Consider the following 19,413-nt stretch of genomic DNA (forward strand, 5'->3'; position numbering starts at 1 on the left):
GTCAGGGCTTGCGGGCCAGGATCTCGCCGTTGGGAATCAGGAACCAGGCGTCCGGGCCGTCCGCCCAGGCCAGCCAGCCCTGCGCGATCCGCTCCAGCCCGGCCTGGTCCAGCAGCCCGCGTTCCAGGGACTGTTCCGCGTAGGCCGAGTGCAGGACGCGCTCGGACCATACATCGCCCTGCCAGCGGCGCTGCTCTTCGGTGGCGTACAGCCAATTGGACGACGACGGCGTGATCTCGCGGAAGCCCGCGGCCTGCGCCCAGGAAATCAGGTGCCGGCCGGCGTCCGGCTCTGCGCGGTTGCCCCGGGCAATCTGCTGGTAGGTGTCCATCCAGTCGGTGAGCTCCGGCAGTTCCGGGTACCAGCTCATGCCGTGGAAATCGGCGTCCCGCACCGCCACGATGCCGCCGGGCTTGACCACCCGCCGCATCTCATACAGCGCGGCCACGGGATCCGTCAGGTGCTGCAGGACCTGGTGGGCGTGCACTACGTCGAACGTGTCGTCGTCGAACTCAAGGTCGTAGATGTTGCCGCTGACGAACGTGGCGTTCTCGATGCCGCGCAGCGCCGCGAGTTCGGCCGCCTGGGTCAGTACATCGTCGGACCGGTCCAGGCCGGTAACCTGCCCGGGCGCCACCCGTTCGGCCAAATCGACGGTAATGCTGCCGGGGCCGCAGCCCACGTCCAGCAACATCATGCCGGGCTTGAGCTCGGGCAGAAGATAGGCTGCGCAGTCCTCTGCGGTGCGGATCGCATGGGCGTTGACCACGCTCTTGTGGTGGCCGTGGGAGTAGACCTCGTCCTTCATAGTGGGAGACTACTCTGCGCCCCTGCGGCCACGTAGCCGCCGTGCCGGAATGTTGCGCTATTGGTCGACGCCGGGGGGCCCGGTCGGCTCCCGGCCGCCGGCTGGGCCCGTGTTGCCGGCGGCTGGGGGACCATCGCCGTCCGCCGTCCCGTCGCGGCCGGCGACCTCCACGCAGGCGGCCGATGTTGCAGTGATGATGTCGGCCAGGAAACCCGCAAGCCGCTGGCGGTCCTCCGCCGGGTACCCTTCCAGCACCTGGCCGATGTTTCGGGCCAGCGGGGCAAACATCGCGCCGCCGGTGGCGCGGGCCTTGTCCGTCAGCTCCAGATGCACCTTGCGGCGGTCAGTATCGCTGCGCGTCCGATTGACGTGCCCGGAGCGGTCCAGCCGGTCGACCAAGGCGGTGGTAGCGGGAGAGCTGAGGTGGAGTTCGGTCCGCAGCAGGCCGGGAGTAACGGTCCGGCCGGCCGCGGCGGCCCGGACCATGGCCGCGAGGGCGTTGAGGTCGGTGCGGTGCAGGGCATCCCGCTCGCTGACCGCCTCAACGTAGCGCTCGCTTTCAACGACAAACTCCTGCAACAGCAGCATCAGCCGGTCTGCGCGTTGTTCCACGGGCCCCTCCCTTCGATCAATTCCATCAACAGGATAGTTCACTCAGGGTTTATCTCTAAGGTGGAACTACTCTATAGTGGAGTTTGTTTTCCGCCGCCTAGATTCCGAAGGATCGATCGCCATGGCCCGCTGGCTCAGAATGCTCCTCCCCGCCTTGGTGGTGGTCGCCTGGTTGGCTGCCGCCGGCCTCGGCGGGCCGACTTTCGGCAAGCTCTCCGACGTCTCCACCAACGACCAGGCCGGGTTCCTGCCGGCCAGCGCCGAGTCCACCGCCGCAGGCGAATGGCAGGAGCGCTTCCGCGACTCTGATGCGGTGCCGGCCATCGCCGTCGTCGAATTCGACGAGCCGATCCAGCCGCAGCAACTGGCGGACTATGCCCCGCTGGCCGGGCAGTTGGCGGAGGCGGCCGGGCTGGAGCGCGGCGGTGCGAATCAGGTGGTGGGGCCGATCCCGTCCGAGGATTTCCAGGCGGTGCAGTTCATCGTGCCGGTGCAGGAGGACCTGGATGCCGGCGAAGTGGTCACCGACCTGCGCGCGGTGCTGGCGGCGGAGCTTCCGGAATCCGCCACCGGCTATGTGACCGGCCCGGCCGGATTTATCGCCGATCTGGTGGAGGCCTTCGGCGGCATTGACGGATTGCTGCTGCGCGTGGCGCTGGGTGCCGTGTTCGTGATCCTGTTGCTGGTCTACCGTGCCCTCCTGCTGCCGTTCCTGGTGCTGCTGACCTCCGTGTTCGCGCTCTGCGCGGCCATCCTGGTGGTGTACTGGTTTGCCCTGCAGGGCTGGATCCAGCTCAGCGGCCAGAGCCAAGGCATCCTGTCCATCCTGGTGATCGGCGCCGCCACCGACTACGCGTTGTTGCTGACGGCCCGCTACCGCGAAGCGCTGGGGGAACAGGAGTCGACGTGGGCGGCGATGAAGGCCGCCTACCGGGGCGCGGTCGAACCGATTGCCGCTTCCGGAGCCACCGTGATCCTGGCACTGCTGTGCCTGCTGTTCTCCGACCTGAACTCCAACCGAAGCCTGGGGCCGATCGCCGCCATCGGCATTGTGTTCGCGGTGCTGGCGGCGCTGACGTTCCTCCCTGCGGTCCTGCTGTTGACCGGCCGCAGCGCCTTTTGGCCCATCGTGCCCCGCCCGGGGCACCACGCCCACGTGGCCCGGTCCGAAAACGCGGTGGCCGGCACCGAGGGCATGCGCGGGTTGTGGCTCCGGGTGGCCAACCTGGTGGCCCGCAGGCCCCGGGCCACCTGGATGGTTTCGGTGCTGCTGCTGGTCGCCGGGGCGACGGGTGTGCTGCAACTGCAGGCCCACGGTGTCCCGCAGTCGGAGCTGGTCCTGGTGAAGACGGATTCAGCGGACGGGCAGGACGCCCTGGTCCGGCATTTCGACGCCGGCGCCGGCAGCCCGGCAGTCGTCGTCGCCGACAGCGGCAAGCGGGATCAGGTGCTGGAGGTGGTCCGCGGCGAGGACGGGGTCGCCTCCGCCGAGTTCTTCACCCGTGACGACCAGGTGGTGGAGCTTGACGGCCGGGTGATGATCAATGCGACGCTGGAGGATGTGCCGGATTCCGACGCGGCCGAGGCCACAGTTGCCGACCTGCGCTCCGCGCTGGACGCGGCCGATCCGCAGGCCTTGGTCGGCGGCGTCACGGCGGTAGCGCTGGACACGAACGTCACGGCTCAGGCCGACCTGCTGAAGATCACCCCGATGGTGCTCAGCGTCATCCTGCTCATCCTGATCTTGCTGCTGCGCTCCATCCTGGCGCCGGTGCTGCTGATCCTGTCCGTGGCGCTGTCCTACCTGACTGCGCTGGGCGTCTCCGCGCTGGTCTTCAACCATGTCTTCGGGTTCCCAGGCGCGGATGCCACGGTGCCGCTGTACGGCTTCGTCTTCCTGGTGGCGCTGGGGATCGACTACAACATCTTCCTGATGACCCGCGTGCGGGAAGAATCGCTCCGGCTGGGCACCCGGCCAGGCATCCTGCGCGGCCTCGGCTCCACGGGTGGCGTGATTACCTCGGCCGGCGTGGTGCTGGCTGCTACCTTTGCCGCCCTCGGCGTCATCCCGATTCTGTTCCTGGGCCAGCTCGCGTTCATCGTGGCCTTGGGCGTCCTGCTGGACACGGTGCTGGTGCGCTCGCTGCTGATCCCGGCGCTGTCGTACGACATTGGGCCGAACATTTGGTGGCCGTCCAAGCTCGCCCGGAAAGAGTCGCGGGAGCGCGAACTGGTGGGAGCGGGCAGCGGACACGCCGCGGACTGAGACCGGCGCGGCGGCGGGCCGCTGATCCACGGCGGAGGGCGAGGGGAACCACCAGCACCCCGCCGTCGTCGTCCCACGTCAAATCCGCAAAGTTGAGCGAGGTGCGCTCAACTTGGTTGACAAAGCCATGGGCGCGAGTAAACTTGAGTGCAGAAGGCTCAACAGCCGCCGTTCCCCGGCGGCAGCCGTCGGTTCAACCCCGACGACCGGGCCGCCACAGTGAACAAGGCCGCCGCAGCGGCCGCAAAGGAAGGACACGCGTATGTCTCGTGCAGTAGGTATCGACCTCGGAACCACCAACTCCGTTGTTTCTGTTCTGGAAGGTGGCGAACCCACCGTCATTGCCAACGCCGAGGGTGGCCGCACCACTCCGTCCGTTGTCGCTTTTTCCAAGTCCGGCGAGGTGCTGGTTGGCGAGATCGCCAAGCGCCAGGCCGTGAACAACATTGAGCGCACCATCTCCTCGGTCAAGCGCCACATGGGCACCGACTGGAAGGTGGAGATCGACGGCAAGAACTACACCGCGCAGGAAATCTCCGCCCGTGTGCTGCAGAAGCTCAAGCACGACGCCGAGTCCTACCTGGGTGAGAAGGTCACCGACGCGGTGATCACCGTGCCGGCGTACTTCAACGACGCCGAGCGCCAGTCCACCAAGGAAGCCGGCGAAATTGCCGGCCTGAACGTCCTGCGCATTGTCAACGAGCCGACCGCCGCCGCGCTGGCCTACGGCCTGGACAAGGGCAAGGAAGACGAACTCATCCTGGTCTTCGACCTCGGCGGCGGCACCTTCGATGTGTCCCTGCTGGAAGTCGGCAAGGACGAGGACGACTTCTCCACCATCCAGGTCCGCGCCACCTCGGGCGACAACCGCCTCGGCGGCGACGACTGGGACCAGCGCGTAGTGGACTTCCTGCTGCAGCAGGCCAAGGCCAAGGGTGCAGACCTGTCCAAGGACAAGATCGCCTTGCAGCGTCTGAAGGAGGCAGCCGAGCAGGCCAAGAAGGAACTCTCCTCCGCCTCCTCCACCAACATCTCGCTGCAGTACCTCTCGGTCACCCCGGAGGGCCCGGTGCACCTGGACGAGCACCTCAGCCGTGCGAAGTTCCAGGACCTGACCAAGGACCTGCTGGACCGGACCAAGAAGCCTTTCCACGACGTGATCAAGGAAGCCGGCATCAAGGTTTCCGACATCGACCACATCGTCCTGGTGGGCGGCTCCACCCGCATGCCGGCCGTGGTTGACCTGGTCAAGGAAATGGCCGGCGGCAAGGAGCCGAACAAGGGCGTGAACCCGGACGAGGTCGTGGCCGTGGGTGCAGCCCTCCAAGCCGGCGTCCTGAAGGGCGAGCGCAAGGACGTGCTGCTGATCGACGTCACCCCGCTGTCGCTGGGCATCGAGACCAAGGGCGGCATCATGACGCACCTGATCGAGCGCAACACGGCGATCCCGACCAAGCGGTCCGAGACCTTCACGACGGCGGACGACAACCAGCCGTCCGTGGCCATCCAGGTCTTCCAGGGCGAGCGCGAGTTCACCCGCGACAACAAGCCGCTGGGCACCTTCGAGCTGACCGGCATCGCCCCGGCTCCGCGCGGAGTGCCTCAGGTCGAGGTGACCTTCGACATCGACGCCAACGGCATTGTGCACGTCTCCGCCAAGGACAAGGGCACCGGGGCCGAGCAGTCGATGACCATCACCGGCGGCACCGCGCTGTCCAAGGACGACATCGACCGCATGGTCCGCGAAGCTGAAGAGCACGCCGCCGAAGACAAGAAGCGCCGCGAGGCCGCCGACGTCCGCAACTCGGCCGAGCAGTTGGCCTACTCCGTTGACAAGCTGCTCGCCGACAACGACGACAAGCTGCCGGAAGAGGTCAAGACCGAGGTCAAGGCCGACGTCGACGCCCTGAAGTCCGCCCTGGAAAAGCAGGACAACGACGACGAGGTCAAGGCCGCGTTCGAGAAGCTGCAGACATCCCAGACCAAGCTAGGCGAGGCCATCTACTCGCAGGCCCAGTCGGGCGCAGCCGGTGCCGACGGGGCTCCCGCCGGTGAGGGTGCCTCCGAGGCCGGCGCCGACGAGGACATCGTGGACGCCGAAGTGGTCGACGAAGAAGACGAGAAGAAGTAACCATGGCGGAAAACGGTAACGAAGAAGAACGCCAGTCTGAGCCGGTGAACTTCCGGGACAACCGCAAGGTCGATCCGGAGACCGGAAAGGTCCGCGGAGCGGCTGCCGATGCCGGCAGTGGCAATCCGGACCCGGCTGCCGGAGAGACCCCCGCAGCCGGTCAGGGTGCGGACGCGGATGCGCTGGCCCAGGCGGAGGAGATCCTCAACGGGGCCGAGGTCCCGGCGGGGGAGTCCGTCGCCCAAGGCACCACGTCGCAGGAAGCCGAGGAGCTCAAGAACGATCTGCTCCGGCTGCAAGCCGAGTACGTGAACTACCGCAAGCGGGTGGAACGCGACCGTGCGGTGGCCGGCGAAATGGCTGTCATCGGGGTGCTGAACTCGCTGCTTCCGGTCCTGGATGACATCGACGCGGCACGCCAGCACGGCGACCTCGCCGACGGCCCGTTCGCGGCCATTGCCACCAAGCTGGACGGCGTGCTCAAGACCTACGGCCTGACCCGTATCGAGGAGACCGGTGTGGAGTTCGACCCGAACATCCACGAGGCCTTGATGCAGCAGCCCGACGCAGAGGTGGAAGTGGACTCGGTCAGCCAGATCCTGCGCCTGGGCTACAAGTCGGGCGACCGGGTGCTGCGCGCCGCCCAGGTAGTAGTGGCTGTACCGGCTGAATGACGCCCGCCAGGGTGCCATGACGCTACAGAACAGATGACGGGTTGGTTTCCGGTCCGCCGGAGGCCAACCCGTCATCGTCCGGGCCGGAAGGCCCATAGACTTTTGTGAAACTGAGAGGAGGCGCCTGCATGGCTAGCCAGGACTGGGTCGAGAAAGACTTCTACAAGATCCTCGGTGTCTCCAAAGATGCGTCCGACGCCGACATCAAGAAGGCGTACCGCAAACTGGCCCGGACGCACCATCCGGACACCAACTCGGGCGACGCCGCGTCGGAGAAGAAGTTCAAGGACGTCTCCGAGGCATACTCCGTGCTGTCCGACCCGGAGGAACGCGAACAATACGACGCGATCCGGGCGATGGGCAGCGGCGCCCGCTTCAGCGCCGGAGGCCCGGGCGGAGCCGGCGGGCCGGGCGCCGGCGGCTTCGAGGACATTTTCGGCAACCTGTTCGGCCAAGGCACCCGCACCCGCACCAGCTCCCCGGGAAACGTTCCGCCGGAGTTCGCCGACCTGTTCGGCGGTTTCGGCGGCTACCAGCAGCAGGCGCCGCGCAAGGGTGCGGACCGCACCGCGAGCACCAGCATTTCCTTTGCCGGTTCCATCAACGGCACCACGATCGGATTGCGCGAGCCCAGCGGCGAAGTCATCGACGTGCGGATCCCCGCCGGCATTAAGGACGGGCAGAAGGTCCGCGTCCGCGGCAAGGGCCAGCCGGGTCCGGCCGGTGCAGGCGACCTGATGGTGACCGTCAACGTCAAGCCTCACACCTTTTTCCAGCGCGACGGCGACAACATCCGGATCCACGTCCCGGTGACCTTCCCGGAGGCCGCGCTGGGGGCTCAGATCGAAGTGCCCACGCTGGCCGGTGAATTCGTCAAGGTCAAGGTCCCGGCCGGAACGCCGTCCGGTCGGACGCTGCGCGTGAAGGGGCGCGGAGTGAAGACCGCAAAGAACACCGGCGACTTGCTGGTCACCATCGACGTGGTGGTTCCGCAGAATCTTGGCAAGGAGGCCGAAGACGCGGTCAACGCCTTCGCGGCGGCGACCGCCGGTTCCGATCCGCGCGGCAACCTTGCCGCGAAGGCACGGTTGTAGCGGGTCGGAGTTTCAGCAGACCGGAAGGGCCGGGCGGCTAACGCGCAGAGCGCAGGAGGGAGAGCACCGTGGGTATAGATATGAATGCGCCGATTTTCGTGATTTCGGTGGCCGCCGAACTGGCCGACATGCACCCGCAGACCCTGCGCCAGTACGACCGCCTCGGCTTGGTCTCCCCATCGCGCCAGCGGGGCAGGCAGCGCCGCTACTCACAGCAGGATGTGAACACGCTGCGCGAAGTCCAGCGGCTGTCCCAGGAAGGCGTCTCGCTGGAAGGGATCAAGCGGATCCTCCAGCTTCAGAACGAGGTCGCAGCCCTGCGGGCCCAGGTCCAGGACCTGTCCGAGGAGCTGATGGCCAGGCAGCGCCGCACCGACTCCAGCCGTGTGTTCGCCGCGGGGCTGGCCGGCGACGTGGTCAGTCTGGTCCGCGGCCAGCGGCCTCGTCCGCGCAGCCAGGCGATGGTGGTTTGGCGCCCGCAGCGCTGATCCGCTCGCGGGCGGCCGCCCGTCGCGCCAGTTCCATGGCTCCGGCAATCCGGGCGGCCAGCGCCCCGCCCACCCCCGGGACGGCCAGCAGATCCTCGACCGAGGCCTGCCGCAGCCCGGCCGGACCTCCCAGTTTCTTCAGGACCACGTGCGCCAGTTCGACGCTGCTGGCCGTCCGCGATCCGGAGCCGACCACCAGCGCCATGACTTCGGCGTCGCGCAGCCGGCGCATTCCGAATCGGGCAAGGCGCTCCCGCGGCCGGTCTTCTTCGGGCATCTCGGCAATGCTGGTATGGCTGTTCATGGCTTCACGGTAAGACCGCGGCCGCCCTGCCAACCGGCCCGCGCCTGGTGAATGTGCACATCCGTTTCCCGATCCGCGCCTGTGGAGGCAGACTGCGCCGGCGGGGCCTGCCCCGGCACGGAGCGGGGAGCGCAGTCGGACGGGCCGAGGGAAGGGAACCCGCAGCTACCCTGCCCGAAACTGGGCAGCTGCGGGCGGATGGTGGCGCGGATTACTTGATCATGTCTCCGTTGGGGGCAACCACGTACCAGACCTCGTTGACGTCCTGCCCGGTGGTGTCGCCGGGGGCTTTGTCCTGGGCCCAGTAGTAGATGGGCATGCCGTTGAGGGTGACTTGGTGCTTCCCGTCGGGAGTGTCGATAAGCCCCACTTTGGCGGTAACCCCGTCGAGATTCGGCTCTGTCTCGGCCAGCACCGGCGGCCACGCTGCCAAGCAATCGCCAGTGCAAGCGCTCTTGCCCGAGTCGGGAACGTCTTTGGTGAAGTAGTAGACGGTCATGCCGGCCCCGTCCACGACGATTTTGCCGAGGTTGGTGTCCGCGGTGGCCAGCGTGTCGGTAGTGCCGGCCATTTCGCCGCCGGACTGCCCGCCCTCCGACATCTGGGGTGACGACGATTCTGTGGCCATTCCGGATTCGCTCGCCGGCGGCGCTTGTGTCGTGGCGGGCGCCTGCGTGCCGGAGCCGCCGCCGCAACCGGCCAGGACCAGCATGCCAGCGACCAGCAGGGCGGCCCGGGCTGTCTGTGTGATTTTCATGTGGGTTCCTTTGCCGTCCTCCCGGGTGCTGCCCGGGGTGCGGTGCCGCGGGGCGCGACCCGCTATTGGAAAAGACGGCGCAGGCGCCCACAATGGTTCAACGCCGCGCAAATGAGATTTTTAGCGCGGGAGATTGTGGGCGCGGCTGAACCGGAAGGCCGCCGCCGTCGTCGTACTGGGTAGAAGGGCCGGGACGGCACCGGCGCCGCCGGTGACCGACAGGGCGGGTTCCCGGCAGGGGAGGAGGCGGCCGTGTCACTCGATGACGAGGCTGTGGCCCGCCTCTACCGCGAGCATGCTCCGGCACTGCGGCGGTTCGTGCGCGCCGCCACCTCCAACGCGGACCAAGTGGAGGACGTTGTCCAGGAAACGATCCTGCGGGTGTGGAAGCGCGGCCCGGAAACGGAGAACATGCGCGGCTACCTCTACCAGACCGCCCGGCGCGTCATCATCGACGGATACCGGCGCCGCAGCCGGCGGCCGGAGGAGACCGGTTGGGGCGAGGACGAGCCCGCCGTTGAAGAAGACCAGTTTGATCGGCTCTTGCTGCGCGTAGTCATGGAGGAAGCCCTGGCACGAATAAGTACGGACCACCGCAACATCATTTTGGCCCTGCACTACCAGCGGCTCACCGCTGCCGAGGCCGCTCAGTCGCTGGGCATTCCGCTGGGCACCGTGAAGTCGCGGGCGTTTTACGCGGCGAAGGCCCTGCGGTCGGTACTGGATGAGATGGGGGTGGGTCAGCCGTGAACACCAGCGAGGAACAGCACCAACTGCTCGGCCTCTATATCCTGGGCGGGCTGGACCGTCATGAGCGGGCGGCGTTCGAAGAGCATCTGGCGGACTGCCTGGAGTGCCGGCGTGACGCCGCCGAACTGGACTCGCTGCCGGATCTGCTGGATGCGCTGCCGCGCGACGCGGCGCTGGAACTGGAGTCCCCGCCGCCGCACGAACTCGAGGAACGCACCCGCGAACTCGTCGATGAACTGGCCCTGCGGCGCCGGAAGGAACGACGCCGGTGGACCGGGCTGGTGGCGGCAGTGGCGGGGGTGTGCCTGGTGGCCGGGGCATCGGTCGGGCCGCTGCTGGCCCAGCAGCAGCAGGCGCCGTCGGATACCTACACCATGACTGCGGACGGCGGCCTGCAGGTTGAGCTGGCCCTGGTGCCCAAGACCTGGGGAACGGAGATGGACGTGGCCGGGGAGAAGCTGCCCCAGGACGGCATCCTGACCCTGTGGGTAACCGGCAAATCCGGCTACACCTACCAGGTGGCTTCCTGGCAGGCCACGCCGGCCGGCCGGGCCACCCTCACCGCATCCTGCGCCATGGACACCGAAGAGATCGCCATGGTGGAACTGCGCAACGACGCGGATGCGACGCTGGCGGCAGTGACCACCAACTGAGTCCGTGTTTGGCCGGAACGGACTCAGTTCCTGCGGTAGGCCAGGTCGAAGATCATCCGTCCCGCGTCGTGCGCCTTCTGCTCAAAGCTGGTCATGGTCCGGCCGTCGAAGCGGGGTGCCCAGCCGCCCAGCTCGTCCATGCCTTCACCGGTGCTGGCGTTGCCGGTGCTGACCGGGACCTTGCCCTCGCGGACCGGCGCGCCGCCGACGACCCCTTCGACACCGCTCTCCCAGACCTGGGTCAACGGGCTGTCGGCGCCGGTGCGCTCGCCGGCGTGCAGATTGCTGAAGTCCGGCGAGGCATCCACGACCCGGCGCATCTGCATTGCGTAGTCGGACCAGTCAGTGGCCAGCCGCCAGACCCCGCCGGGCCGCAGCACGCGCGCCGCGAGCTCCACGAAGCTTTCCTGCACCAGCCGGCGCTTGTGGTGGCGGGTCTTGTGCCACGGGTCGGGGAAGAAGACCCAGAGCTCGGACAGCGAAGACTCCGGCAGCATGGTGGCCAGGGCATCCGGTGCGTTGACCTGGGCGACGCGGACGTTGGCCAGGTCCCGCTGGCCGATCCGCAGCAGGGTCTGCGCCAGTCCCGGACGGTAGACCTCCAGGGCCAGGAAGTCCCGTTCCGGAGACTGCTCGGCGGCGTGGCAAACGGCCTCGCCCAGGCCGGAGCCGATCTCCACCACCAGCGGGGCGGTGCGCCCGAAGGCAGCCGCCGCCTCGAAGACGTAGTCCGGGTCCACGGTGGTGTCGCCGCCGTCCCGGGGGAGGTCGACGGCGAACCTCGGGGCGTAGTCGTCCCAGGCCTGCTGGCGGCGGCCCTGCAGCCGCGAGCCGCGGCGCACAAAGCTGACCGGCTGGGCCAGATGGACGGGCGGCGCGAGGCGCGCACCGTCGTCGTACGCGGAAGAATCAGGGGTGGGGGAGTTGCTGGTCATCCCTACCAGCGTATCGCCAGTGCGGGTGCCGCCCGGCCGTGCTGTTAGACTGGGGGTACTCGAAAACGCAATTGACGCGTTTTCCTGCGTCGATGAACGCTTTCATTTGCACCGCCGCTTTTCCGTCTGATGACGTGACCGGGCTGATCCGGGGCGGTTGGCACTGTCTGATTTTTCTTCGGCGACCCTGGGCTGACCTGCCGCGGGGACACTGACCGGAAGATATTCGCACTTTATTATGACTACTTTTGCTGCCCTTGGCGTGCCCAAGCCCCTCGCTTCGAAGCTCGCCGCCGATGGCATTGAAGCCCCCTTCCCGATCCAGACCGAGACGCTACCCGATACACTGGCCGGCCGCGACGTGCTGGGCCGCGGCCGCACCGGTTCCGGCAAGACGCTGGCCTTCGCGCTGCCGCTGGTGGCCCGGTTGGCCGAGCGTGAAGCCGCCCATTTCCGCAAGCCCGGACGCCCGCTGGGCCTGGTGCTGGCGCCGACCCGCGAGCTGGCCACGCAGCTGAACAACACCATCGAGCCGCTGGCCACCGAGCTGGGCCTGAACACCACGGTGATCTACGGCGGTGTTTCGCAGCAGCGCCAGGAAAAGGCGCTGCGCGCCGGCGTGGACATTGTGATTGCCTGCCCCGGCCGGCTTGAAGACCTGATGAAGCAGAAGATCATCACGCTGGAGTCGGTGGAAATCACCGTCCTGGACGAGGCCGACCACATGGCCGATCTGGGCTTCCTGCCGGTAGTGAAGAAGCTGCTGGACACCACGCCCACCGGAGGCCAGCGCATGCTGTTCTCCGCCACGCTGGACAACGGCGTGGACAAGCTGGTGCAGCGATACCTCTCCAGCCCGCTGACCCACTCCGTGGACGACCCGCAGGCCGCGGTCACCACGATGGAACACCACGTCCTGGTGACCCGCGACGCTTCGGAAAAAAAGCAGGTGCTCAACAAGCTCGCCGCCGGCACCGGCCGCCGCGTGCTGTTCACCCGCACCAAGCACCACGCCCGCAAGCTGGCCAAGGCCCTCACAGCTGCCGGCATTCCTGCGGTGGACCTGCACGGCAACCTGTCGCAGAACGCCCGCGACCGCAACCTGGCCGAGTTCTCCAGCGGCGACGTGCGCGTGCTGGTGGCCACCGACGTGGCGGCCCGCGGCGTGCACGTGGACGAGGTGGAACTGGTAATCCACGTGGACCCGCCCACCGAGCACAAGGCCTACCTGCACCGCTCCGGCCGTACCGCCCGCGCCGGTTCCGACGGCACCGTGGTGACCTTGGCGCTGCCGGAACAGCGTCTCGAAGTCGTCAAGTTGATGAAGGCCGCCGGGGTGGACGTGGCCTTTGAAAGCGTCACCGCCTCCTCGGAGCTGTTGGCGAACCTGGTGGGCGAGGTCGCGGCACCGGTGGATCCACAGCTGCGGGCCCAGCAGCAGGCATCCAAGCAGCCCCAGCGCGGCGGCGGTACCTCTACCGGCGCCAACGCCCAGCGCAAGCGGGCGCTGCGAACCGGCAGCGGCCGCAGCGGCGGAGGCTCCCGCAGCGCTGGCGGAGCCCGCAGCGGCGATGCCCGCCAGCAGGCCGGTGCCGCCCGTGGTGGTCGGTCCGAAGGCGGCCAGCGCCAGTCCTCACGCGGCGAGAATCGTGGCGGCCGCTCGCAGGACGTTGCCGCCCCCAGCCATGGCAGCCACCGCAGCGCCGCCGGCAACTCCGCTTCCGGCGGACGTCAGGGCCAGGCCGCAGCCGCAGGAGGCAGCCGCGCCGGCTCGGGCGCACGCTCCGGCGCCGGCCGCACGGGCGGCGCCCAGCGCTCCGCCGGCGGTTCACAGCGTGCGGCCGGCGGCACCCGTGCGGTGTACCGCTCCGAAACACCGGCCGCGGAGCGTCCGGCACGGCGTGGACCGCGCCGCGCAACGGCTCCGGCGTCGCAGGAGAAGCGCCGCACCAGCTAGCTAAGCCGGGGCCCGGCTCCGGACCCATCTGCACTAACGAAGGCCGCAGGGCCGACCCTCCAGTTGGACGGGCCGCCCCGCGGCCTTCGTCGTGCTCCGGCGCGGGCCGGGGGCACGGGCTCGGCCGCCGTAAGCCAAGGTTCAGGGGCAGCTCAGGGGCGTCCCGCATGGCGGCCGGCTGCGCCAGCGGTCAGAATGGTGGGATGAAGGCCCTTCTGAACATTATCTGGCTGCTCTTCGGCGGCATCTGGCTGGCCCTGGGATACTTCCTCGCCGGCATCGTCTGCTGCCTGCTGATCGTGACCATCCCGTTCGGCATCGCGTCGTTCCGGATTGCGGGCTACGCGTTGTGGCCGTTCGGGCGCATGGTGGTGGACCGAGGCGGACGCACCTACTTCCTGTCCACGCTGGGAAACATCATCTGGATCCTGGTTGCCGGCATCTGGATAGCGATCGGGCACGTGTTGACCGCCGTCGCGCAGGCCATCACCATCATCGGCATACCGCTGGCGATTGCAAACCTGAAAATGATTCCGGTGTCCCTTACGCCGCTGGGCAAGGAGATTGTCTCCACCGACCGGACATTCCGCGGTTTCGTTGCCGGCTATCAGCCGGGCACCGCCAACTGGCGCTGAGCGCCGCGACCGGCCCGCGCTCGAGTAACCCCCGGCCTGCCCGGCGGCGCCCTACTCGATCCGGAGCCGGTGGCTGTCGCTGAGCCCCGGGCCGCGGCGGGCCGATGCCGGCACCACAAACCGCCGTCCGGTCACCACGGAGGGGACGATGCGGACGAAATTGTTCTTCTCGCCGGACTGCCACGGGAACAGCGGCAGCAGGGCCGATTCCAGCACGTCGTCGATGCTGGTCATCCGCTGGGCGCTGCCCCGCGCCACCACGCTCCACGCGACGCTGGTGTCCGGGTTGAAACCGTCCACTTCCATCACCACCTCGTTCGCCAGGGCGGCGTCGAGCTTGGTTCCCGGGGCGGATCGGAACACGATGCTTCCGTGGTCCACTACGTAATTGACAGGGAAGATCTCCGGGTGGGACTCGACAATGACTCCGAGCCGGCCGAAGTCGGCGCTGCGGAACAATTTCCAGCAATCGTCCGCCGGCAACTGGGTGGTTGATGACGGCATTTCGTTCGCGGTGGTCATGGCATCAGTGTATTGGTCCCCGGCTGCCCGGGACAGGGCCCGGGACGGGGGTGGTGCTCCACCGTCGGTAGGCGCCCAGCAGCGGGAACGTGCAGGGAATTTCAGCGCCAATGTGGTGCATTGCTCCCCATTATGTGTTGGAATTACCACACGAGCCGCACGCGGCTGAAGGGGACGGCCAGACGCAATCGATCAGTCACTGGGGGAGCAGCGCCTGTGCCCACGAGGAGGAGGCTCTGCCATGTCCGAACTGACTTCGGATCTATCCGGCGAGTGGCGGTTTGATCCGGCGCATACACGGATCGGCTTTTCCACCCGCCACGCTATGGTGACCAAAGTCCGGGGAGCGTTCAACGACATTGAGGGCGTCATCCACGCAGACGTGGACAACCCTGCCGATTCCTCGGTCAGGCTCACCATCAAGGTGGCCAGCATCGATACCCGCAGCCCGCAGCGCGACGAGCACCTGCGGACCAACGACTTCTTCGACGCGCCCAACTACCCGGAGATCACGTTCGTCAGCACCCGGATCGACCAGGTGGAGGCCGGAAACTTCATTGTGAACGGCGACCTCACCATTCGCGGCGTCACCAAGCAGGTGGCCGTGCCGATCGACTTCATCGGCGTGGAACGGGACCCGGGCGGCCAGCTGCGTGCAGGGTTCGAGGGTTCCCGGCGCATCGACCGGCAGGAGTTCGGGGTCAAGTGGAACACGGCCCTGGACTCGGGCGGCATGCTGGTTTCGGACCGCGTGATGCTGGAATTCGAGGTCTCCGCCGTCAAGGTAGAGCCCGCCGCCGGGCAGTAAGCCAAGGAATCCTGCTCAGTCCCCGGCAGGATATACCGAGACCAGCGCCGCGAAGCCGCGCCCGCTGACCTCCGCGGGAACCGCCGAGCCGGCCACGGTGTCGTAGGTGTTCAGCGATTGGGCCGCGCCGTCCGCCGTCACCTGCGCCTGGCCCTGCAGCAGCACCAGGAACTGTCCGTCGGCAACGGCCAGCGGCTGCTTTTTGGAGAGTTCCACGATCAACAGTCCCGCGCCCCAGATGCCGCGGCGGGCCATCACATTCAGCGCACGGCACGGTCCGGTGGGCAGGCTGCATTCGGCGCTGCTGCCGCCGTCGAACCGGAAGGGCCGGAAGCGCTCCATCTGGTGCTGTGTTCCGTCCACGGTCAGGAAGGCAACGTCGCCGTCCACCACGGTGAAGATCCGGTCCATGCCGGGAAACTCGGAGAAGCTGCCGTCAGCGCCAATGTCCGCCAGGCTCAGCCGCCAGGCTGCCAGCCCGTCAGCGCCAACGGCGCCGGCCGCCACCTCCCGGGTCACCCCGCCGCCGTTCCGCCACCGCTGTTCCTTCAGCGACGCTGCAGGGATGATTTCCATGGGACTCCTTGTCCGGATGCTAAAGCTGCCGGTCCCAGTTCAGCACATATGCATCCTGGTATCCGTCGGGGCCGCTGATGGTCGACGCCGCGTTGCGTTTGAAGCCCAGCGACGTGACGATGCGGATGGAGGCGGTGTTGTCCGGATGGACCAGTGCCAGGACGGGCGGCAGTTCCAGGAATTCATTGATATGAACGACGACGGCGGCCACCGCCTCGCGTCCGTAACCTCGGTGCCACACGGCGGGGTCAAAGCGGAAATAGAGGTTCAGCACCGGCCGGCCGGACAAGGACACGTGCTTAACCCCGGCGAAACCGATCGGCTCTTCGCGGCCCGGCAGGCGGACGGCGAAGTAGCCCACTCCGTGGGTCTCCCACTGGGCTTCCCAGCGCTGGAAGAGGCCGTCGGCTTCCTCATTCCATTGCAGGGCGTCCGAAGGGTTGAAGCGCGTGGTACGCCGGTCGGAGAGGATGCGGAACATGGTGTCGATGTCTCCGGGTGCCGGCTGGTTCAGCAGCAACCGGGCCGTTTCCAGCATCGTTTCCATTGACCGCCCACCTCGGTTCAGAATATTTGAGCACGTCCCGCCTACAGCCTAGGCGTCCGGGGCACTTCCGGGCAGCCCGGGGGAGGGACAGGATGGTAGGTGTCAACGGGTGCCGCAGCCTGTGGATAACTTTACTTTCAAAGTTGAGTTGACTAGACTCAAGTTAACCAATTTAACCAGCACCGCTGCGGCTGGCCGGATCCATCACGGAGGGAAAGGGAGATGAGCGTTGGACGCTAAATTCACCACCAAAAGCCAAGAAGCGCTGTCGGCTGCCGCCATGAATGCGTCGACAGCGGGCAATCCGCAGATCGAGCCGGCGCACCTGCTCAAGGCCTTGATGGACCAGCGCGACGGAGTGGCCGTCGCCGTGCTGAAGTCCGCCGGGGCGGATCCGGATTCGGTCAGCGTGCAGGCGAGCACCGCGATCAAGACACTGCCGTCGTCGTCGGGGTCTTCCGTGGCCCAGGCCCAGTATTCCCGGGGCTTGCTCCAGGCGGTCCAGACGGCGCAGCAGGAGGCGGAGAAGCTGGGGGACTCCTATGTCTCCACCGAACACCTGCTGCTGGGGCTCTCGACCGACAGCGCCGCCGTCGGGAAAATCCTGCGCGACGCCGGAGCTTCCCATGAGGCGCTGCTCGCCGCCCTGCCGGGCGTGCGCGGGGACCGCAAGGTCAACAGTGCGGATCCCGAGAATACGTTCCAGGCGCTGGAGAAATTCGGCACCGACCTGACCGCCATCGCGCGTTCCGGCAAGCTGGATCCGGTGATCGGCCGGGACGCTGAAATCCGCCGCGTGGTCCAGGTGCTCTCGCGCCGGACCAAGAACAATCCGGTGCTGATCGGCGAGCCCGGCGTGGGCAAGACCGCTGTGGTGGAGGGGCTGGCGCAGCGGATGGTGGCCGGCGACGTGCCCGAATCGCTGCGCGGCAAGACGCTGATGTCGCTGGACCTGGCCGCCATGGTGGCCGGCGCCAAATACCGCGGCGAGTTCGAGGAACGACTGAAGGCCGTGCTGGAGGAGATCAAGAACTCCGACGGGCAGATCGTCACCTTCATCGACGAGATCCACACCGTGGTGGGCGCGGGGGCCTCCGAGGGATCGATGGACGCCGGCAACATGCTCAAGCCGATGCTTGCCCGCGGTGAGCTGAGGCTGATCGGCGCCACCACGCTGGACGAATACCGCGAGAACATCGAGAAGGATCCGGCGCTGGAGCGCCGCTTCCAGCAGGTCTATGTGGGCGAGCCGAGCGTGGAGGACACCATCGGCATCCTGCGCGGGCTCAAGGAACGCTACGAGGCGCACCACAAGGTCTCGATCGGCGACTCGGCGCTGGTGGCCGCCGCGACGCTGTCAAACCGCTACATCTCAGGCCGGCAACTGCCGGACAAGGCCATCGACCTGGTGGACGAGGCCGCCTCGCGGCTGCGGATGGAGATCGATTCGGCGCCGGAGGAGATCGACCAACTGCGTCGCGCGGTCGACCGCCTCACCATGGAAGAGCTGGCGCTGGCCAATGAAACGGATGCGGCCTCGCGGGAGCGGCTGGAAGCACTGCGCGCCGACATGGCGGACAAGAAGGAGCAGCTGGCTGGGCTCAACTCCCGCTGGGAAGCGGAGAAGGCCGGGCTGAACCGGGTGGGCGACCTGAAGGCCAAGCTGGACGAGCTGCGCTCGCAGGCGGACAAGTCCCAGCGCGAGGGCGACCTGGCCGAGGCCTCCCGGATCCTGTACGGCGAGATCCCGACGCTGGAGAAGGAGCTGGCCAACGCGCAGGCCGCCGAAGAGCAGGGTGGCGCCGGCCGCGACCTGATGGTTTCCGAGGAAGTGACCGCGGACGACATCGCCGAGGTGATCTCCGCCTGGACCGGCATCCCGGCCGGGCGCATGCTGCAGGGTGAAAGCCAGAAGCTGCTGCACATGGAGGAGTTCATCGGCTCCCGGCTGATCGGCCAGAGCCGGGCCGTGGCTTCCGTGTCCGACGCCGTCCGGCGGGCACGGGCCGGAATCAGCGACCCCGACCGGCCCACCGGCTCGTTCCTCTTCCTGGGCCCCACCGGCGTGGGCAAGACGGAGCTGGCCAAGGCGCTGGCCGACTTCCTGTTCGACGACGAACGCGCGATGGTGCGGATCGACATGAGCGAGTATTCGGAGAAGCACTCCGTCTCCCGCCTGGTCGGCGCCCCGCCCGGGTACGTGGGCTACGAAGAGGGCGGCCAGCTCACTGAGGCAGTCCGTCGGCGCCCGTACTCCGTGGTGCTGCTGGACGAGGTGGAGAAGGCCCATCCCGAGGCCTTCGACATCCTGCTGCAGGTGCTCGACGACGGACGCCTCACGGACGGGCAGGGCCGCACCGTGGACTTCCGCAACGTGATCCTGGTGCTGACCTCCAACCTGGGCTCGCAGTTCCTGGTGGACCAGTCGCTGGACCAGGAGAAGAAGCGCGAGGCCGTCCTGGGAGTGGTGCATGCGAGCTTCAAGCCCGAGTTCCTCAACCGGCTGGACGACGTGATCATCTTCGACCCGCTGAGCATCGACGAGCTGTCCCGGATTGTGGACCTGCAGGTGGCCTCGCTGGGCGCCCGGCTGGCCGACCGCCGGCTGGCCCTGGAGGTCACGGACGCGGCCCGGGAATGGCTGGCGCTGACCGGCTTCGATCCGGCCTTCGGCGCCCGGCCGCTGCGCCGGCTGGTGCAGCGCGAGATCGGCGACAAGCTGGCCCGCGGACTGCTGGCCGGCGAGATCAGCGACGGGGACACCGTGCTGGTGGACGCGCCGGAGATCAGCGCGGAGGGCGGGGTCGGCGGCCTCACCGTGCAGGCAAAGGTGGGAGCGGACCGGAACGGCTGAGGCCGGGCCGCTCCCGAAACAGGAAAGTCCGGCGACGCCGCA

The 19,413-nt window shown here is 67.8% G+C and carries 19 protein-coding genes; 11 read left to right on the top strand and 8 right to left on the bottom strand.

What is annotated here, in order from left to right; genetic code table 11:
• Window position 1: 1 nt before the first annotated feature.
• Entirely contained in the window at window positions 2–808 is an 807-nt protein-coding gene (locus AB0N75_RS00565) for a methyltransferase domain-containing protein (protein WP_364643605.1), read from the bottom strand.
• A 57-nt stretch (window positions 809–865) separates the two neighbouring features.
• Window positions 866–1,420 carry a MarR family transcriptional regulator gene (locus tag AB0N75_RS00570; RefSeq protein WP_364643608.1) on the bottom strand — a complete coding sequence of 185 codons (555 nt, stop codon included), beginning with the start codon at window positions 1,418–1,420 and terminating at the stop codon, window positions 866–868.
• 121 nt (window positions 1,421–1,541) lie between these two features.
• Between AB0N75_RS00570 and AB0N75_RS00575 the strand changes: the two genes are divergently transcribed.
• From AB0N75_RS00575 to AB0N75_RS00595, 5 genes are all read left to right on the top strand, one after another.
• Window positions 1,542–3,686, top strand: coding sequence for an MMPL family transporter (locus AB0N75_RS00575; protein WP_364643611.1), 2,145 nt, complete (start codon window positions 1,542–1,544; stop codon window positions 3,684–3,686).
• A 262-nt stretch (window positions 3,687–3,948) separates the two neighbouring features.
• Window positions 3,949–5,817: a molecular chaperone DnaK gene (gene dnaK, locus AB0N75_RS00580; RefSeq protein ID WP_364643614.1), complete on the top strand. Its 1,869-nt coding sequence runs from the start codon at window positions 3,949–3,951 to the stop codon at window positions 5,815–5,817.
• A 2-nt stretch (window positions 5,818–5,819) separates the two neighbouring features.
• Window positions 5,820–6,491 (top strand): nucleotide exchange factor GrpE, encoded by a 672-nt coding sequence (locus AB0N75_RS00585; RefSeq protein ID WP_364643617.1) that lies wholly within the window; start codon window positions 5,820–5,822, stop codon window positions 6,489–6,491.
• Between the two features lie 128 nt (window positions 6,492–6,619).
• Window positions 6,620–7,585, top strand: a complete 966-nt coding sequence (locus AB0N75_RS00590) for a DnaJ C-terminal domain-containing protein (RefSeq protein WP_364643620.1) — start codon at window positions 6,620–6,622, stop codon at window positions 7,583–7,585.
• 68 nt (window positions 7,586–7,653) lie between these two features.
• Complete coding sequence (locus tag AB0N75_RS00595; RefSeq protein WP_364643623.1) at window positions 7,654–8,073, top strand: MerR family transcriptional regulator; 420 nt, start codon at window positions 7,654–7,656, stop codon at window positions 8,071–8,073.
• Here AB0N75_RS00595 and AB0N75_RS00600 read toward each other — a convergent pair.
• Window positions 8,003–8,377 carry a UPF0758 domain-containing protein gene (locus tag AB0N75_RS00600; RefSeq protein WP_364643626.1) on the bottom strand — a complete coding sequence of 125 codons (375 nt, stop codon included), beginning with the start codon at window positions 8,375–8,377 and terminating at the stop codon, window positions 8,003–8,005. The genes AB0N75_RS00595 and AB0N75_RS00600 overlap by 71 nt on opposite strands.
• Window positions 8,378–8,588: 211 nt before the next feature.
• Window positions 8,589–9,134: a hypothetical protein gene (locus tag AB0N75_RS00605; protein ID WP_364643629.1), complete on the bottom strand. Its 546-nt coding sequence runs from the start codon at window positions 9,132–9,134 to the stop codon at window positions 8,589–8,591.
• A gap of 252 nt (window positions 9,135–9,386) precedes the next feature.
• Between AB0N75_RS00605 and AB0N75_RS00610 the strand changes: the two genes are divergently transcribed.
• Both AB0N75_RS00610 and AB0N75_RS00615 read left to right on the top strand, forming a co-directional pair.
• Window positions 9,387–9,884: a sigma-70 family RNA polymerase sigma factor gene (locus AB0N75_RS00610; RefSeq protein ID WP_364643632.1), complete on the top strand. Its 498-nt coding sequence runs from the start codon at window positions 9,387–9,389 to the stop codon at window positions 9,882–9,884.
• Entirely contained in the window at window positions 9,881–10,537 is a 657-nt protein-coding gene (locus tag AB0N75_RS00615; protein ID WP_364643635.1) for a zf-HC2 domain-containing protein, read from the top strand. The genes AB0N75_RS00610 and AB0N75_RS00615 overlap by 4 nt, the downstream gene beginning before the upstream one ends.
• A gap of 23 nt (window positions 10,538–10,560) precedes the next feature.
• Here AB0N75_RS00615 and trmB read toward each other — a convergent pair whose 3' ends face one another.
• Window positions 10,561–11,472, bottom strand: coding sequence for a tRNA (guanosine(46)-N7)-methyltransferase TrmB (gene trmB / locus AB0N75_RS00620; protein WP_364643638.1), 912 nt, complete (start codon window positions 11,470–11,472; stop codon window positions 10,561–10,563).
• A 238-nt stretch (window positions 11,473–11,710) separates the two neighbouring features.
• Here trmB and AB0N75_RS00625 point away from each other — a divergent pair, with 238 nt between their 5' ends.
• Complete coding sequence (locus AB0N75_RS00625) at window positions 11,711–13,429, top strand: DEAD/DEAH box helicase (protein WP_364643641.1); 1,719 nt, start codon at window positions 11,711–11,713, stop codon at window positions 13,427–13,429.
• 203 nt (window positions 13,430–13,632) lie between these two features.
• Entirely contained in the window at window positions 13,633–14,064 is a 432-nt protein-coding gene (locus tag AB0N75_RS00630) for a YccF domain-containing protein (RefSeq protein WP_364643644.1), read from the top strand.
• Window positions 14,065–14,115: 51 nt separating this feature from the next.
• Here AB0N75_RS00630 and AB0N75_RS00635 read toward each other — a convergent pair whose 3' ends face one another.
• A complete protein-coding gene (locus tag AB0N75_RS00635; protein ID WP_364643646.1) occupies window positions 14,116–14,586 on the bottom strand; it encodes a pyridoxamine 5'-phosphate oxidase family protein in 471 nt (156 codons plus the stop codon).
• Between the two features lie 241 nt (window positions 14,587–14,827).
• Here AB0N75_RS00635 and AB0N75_RS00640 point away from each other — a divergent pair, with 241 nt between their 5' ends.
• Window positions 14,828–15,394: a YceI family protein gene (locus tag AB0N75_RS00640; protein WP_364643648.1), complete on the top strand. Its 567-nt coding sequence runs from the start codon at window positions 14,828–14,830 to the stop codon at window positions 15,392–15,394.
• Between the two features lie 15 nt (window positions 15,395–15,409).
• Here AB0N75_RS00640 and AB0N75_RS00645 read toward each other — a convergent pair whose 3' ends face one another.
• Together AB0N75_RS00645 and AB0N75_RS00650 are read right to left on the bottom strand one after the other, a co-directional pair.
• Window positions 15,410–15,970 (bottom strand): HutD family protein, encoded by a 561-nt coding sequence (locus tag AB0N75_RS00645; RefSeq protein WP_364643651.1) that lies wholly within the window; start codon window positions 15,968–15,970, stop codon window positions 15,410–15,412.
• 19 nt (window positions 15,971–15,989) lie between these two features.
• A complete protein-coding gene (locus AB0N75_RS00650) occupies window positions 15,990–16,517 on the bottom strand; it encodes a GNAT family N-acetyltransferase (RefSeq protein WP_364643654.1) in 528 nt (175 codons plus the stop codon).
• Between the two features lie 229 nt (window positions 16,518–16,746).
• Between AB0N75_RS00650 and clpB the strand changes: the two genes are divergently transcribed.
• Window positions 16,747–19,371, top strand: a complete 2,625-nt coding sequence (gene clpB, locus AB0N75_RS00655) for an ATP-dependent chaperone ClpB (protein ID WP_364643657.1) — start codon at window positions 16,747–16,749, stop codon at window positions 19,369–19,371.
• The last annotated feature ends 42 nt before the right edge of the window (window positions 19,372–19,413 follow it).

The sequence above is a fragment of the Arthrobacter sp. NPDC089319 genome (assembly GCF_040684925.1).
Taxonomy (GTDB): domain Bacteria; phylum Actinomycetota; class Actinomycetes; order Actinomycetales; family Micrococcaceae; genus Crystallibacter.

What these genes read in the sequence shown, in the direction of transcription:
- AB0N75_RS00650 (WP_364643654.1), bottom strand. Translation starts at nt 16,517, where the DNA reads ATGGAAACGATGCTGGAAACGGCCCGGTTGCTGCTGAACCAGCCGGCA.
- AB0N75_RS00585 (WP_364643617.1), top strand. Translation starts at nt 5,820, where the DNA reads ATGGCGGAAAACGGTAACGAAGAAGAACGCCAGTCTGAGCCGGTGAAC.
- AB0N75_RS00625 (WP_364643641.1), top strand. Translation starts at nt 11,711, where the DNA reads ATGACTACTTTTGCTGCCCTTGGCGTGCCCAAGCCCCTCGCTTCGAAG.
- AB0N75_RS00565 (WP_364643605.1), bottom strand. Translation starts at nt 808, where the DNA reads ATGAAGGACGAGGTCTACTCCCACGGCCACCACAAGAGCGTGGTCAAC.
- AB0N75_RS00600 (WP_364643626.1), bottom strand. Translation starts at nt 8,377, where the DNA reads ATGAACAGCCATACCAGCATTGCCGAGATGCCCGAAGAAGACCGGCCG.
- AB0N75_RS00575 (WP_364643611.1), top strand. Translation starts at nt 1,542, where the DNA reads ATGGCCCGCTGGCTCAGAATGCTCCTCCCCGCCTTGGTGGTGGTCGCC.
- AB0N75_RS00590 (WP_364643620.1), top strand. Translation starts at nt 6,620, where the DNA reads ATGGCTAGCCAGGACTGGGTCGAGAAAGACTTCTACAAGATCCTCGGT.
- dnaK (WP_364643614.1), top strand. Translation starts at nt 3,949, where the DNA reads ATGTCTCGTGCAGTAGGTATCGACCTCGGAACCACCAACTCCGTTGTT.
- AB0N75_RS00640 (WP_364643648.1), top strand. Translation starts at nt 14,828, where the DNA reads ATGTCCGAACTGACTTCGGATCTATCCGGCGAGTGGCGGTTTGATCCG.
- AB0N75_RS00605 (WP_364643629.1), bottom strand. Translation starts at nt 9,134, where the DNA reads ATGAAAATCACACAGACAGCCCGGGCCGCCCTGCTGGTCGCTGGCATG.
- AB0N75_RS00635 (WP_364643646.1), bottom strand. Translation starts at nt 14,586, where the DNA reads ATGACCACCGCGAACGAAATGCCGTCATCAACCACCCAGTTGCCGGCG.
- AB0N75_RS00645 (WP_364643651.1), bottom strand. Translation starts at nt 15,970, where the DNA reads ATGGAAATCATCCCTGCAGCGTCGCTGAAGGAACAGCGGTGGCGGAAC.
- trmB (WP_364643638.1), bottom strand. Translation starts at nt 11,472, where the DNA reads ATGACCAGCAACTCCCCCACCCCTGATTCTTCCGCGTACGACGACGGT.
- AB0N75_RS00630 (WP_364643644.1), top strand. Translation starts at nt 13,633, where the DNA reads ATGAAGGCCCTTCTGAACATTATCTGGCTGCTCTTCGGCGGCATCTGG.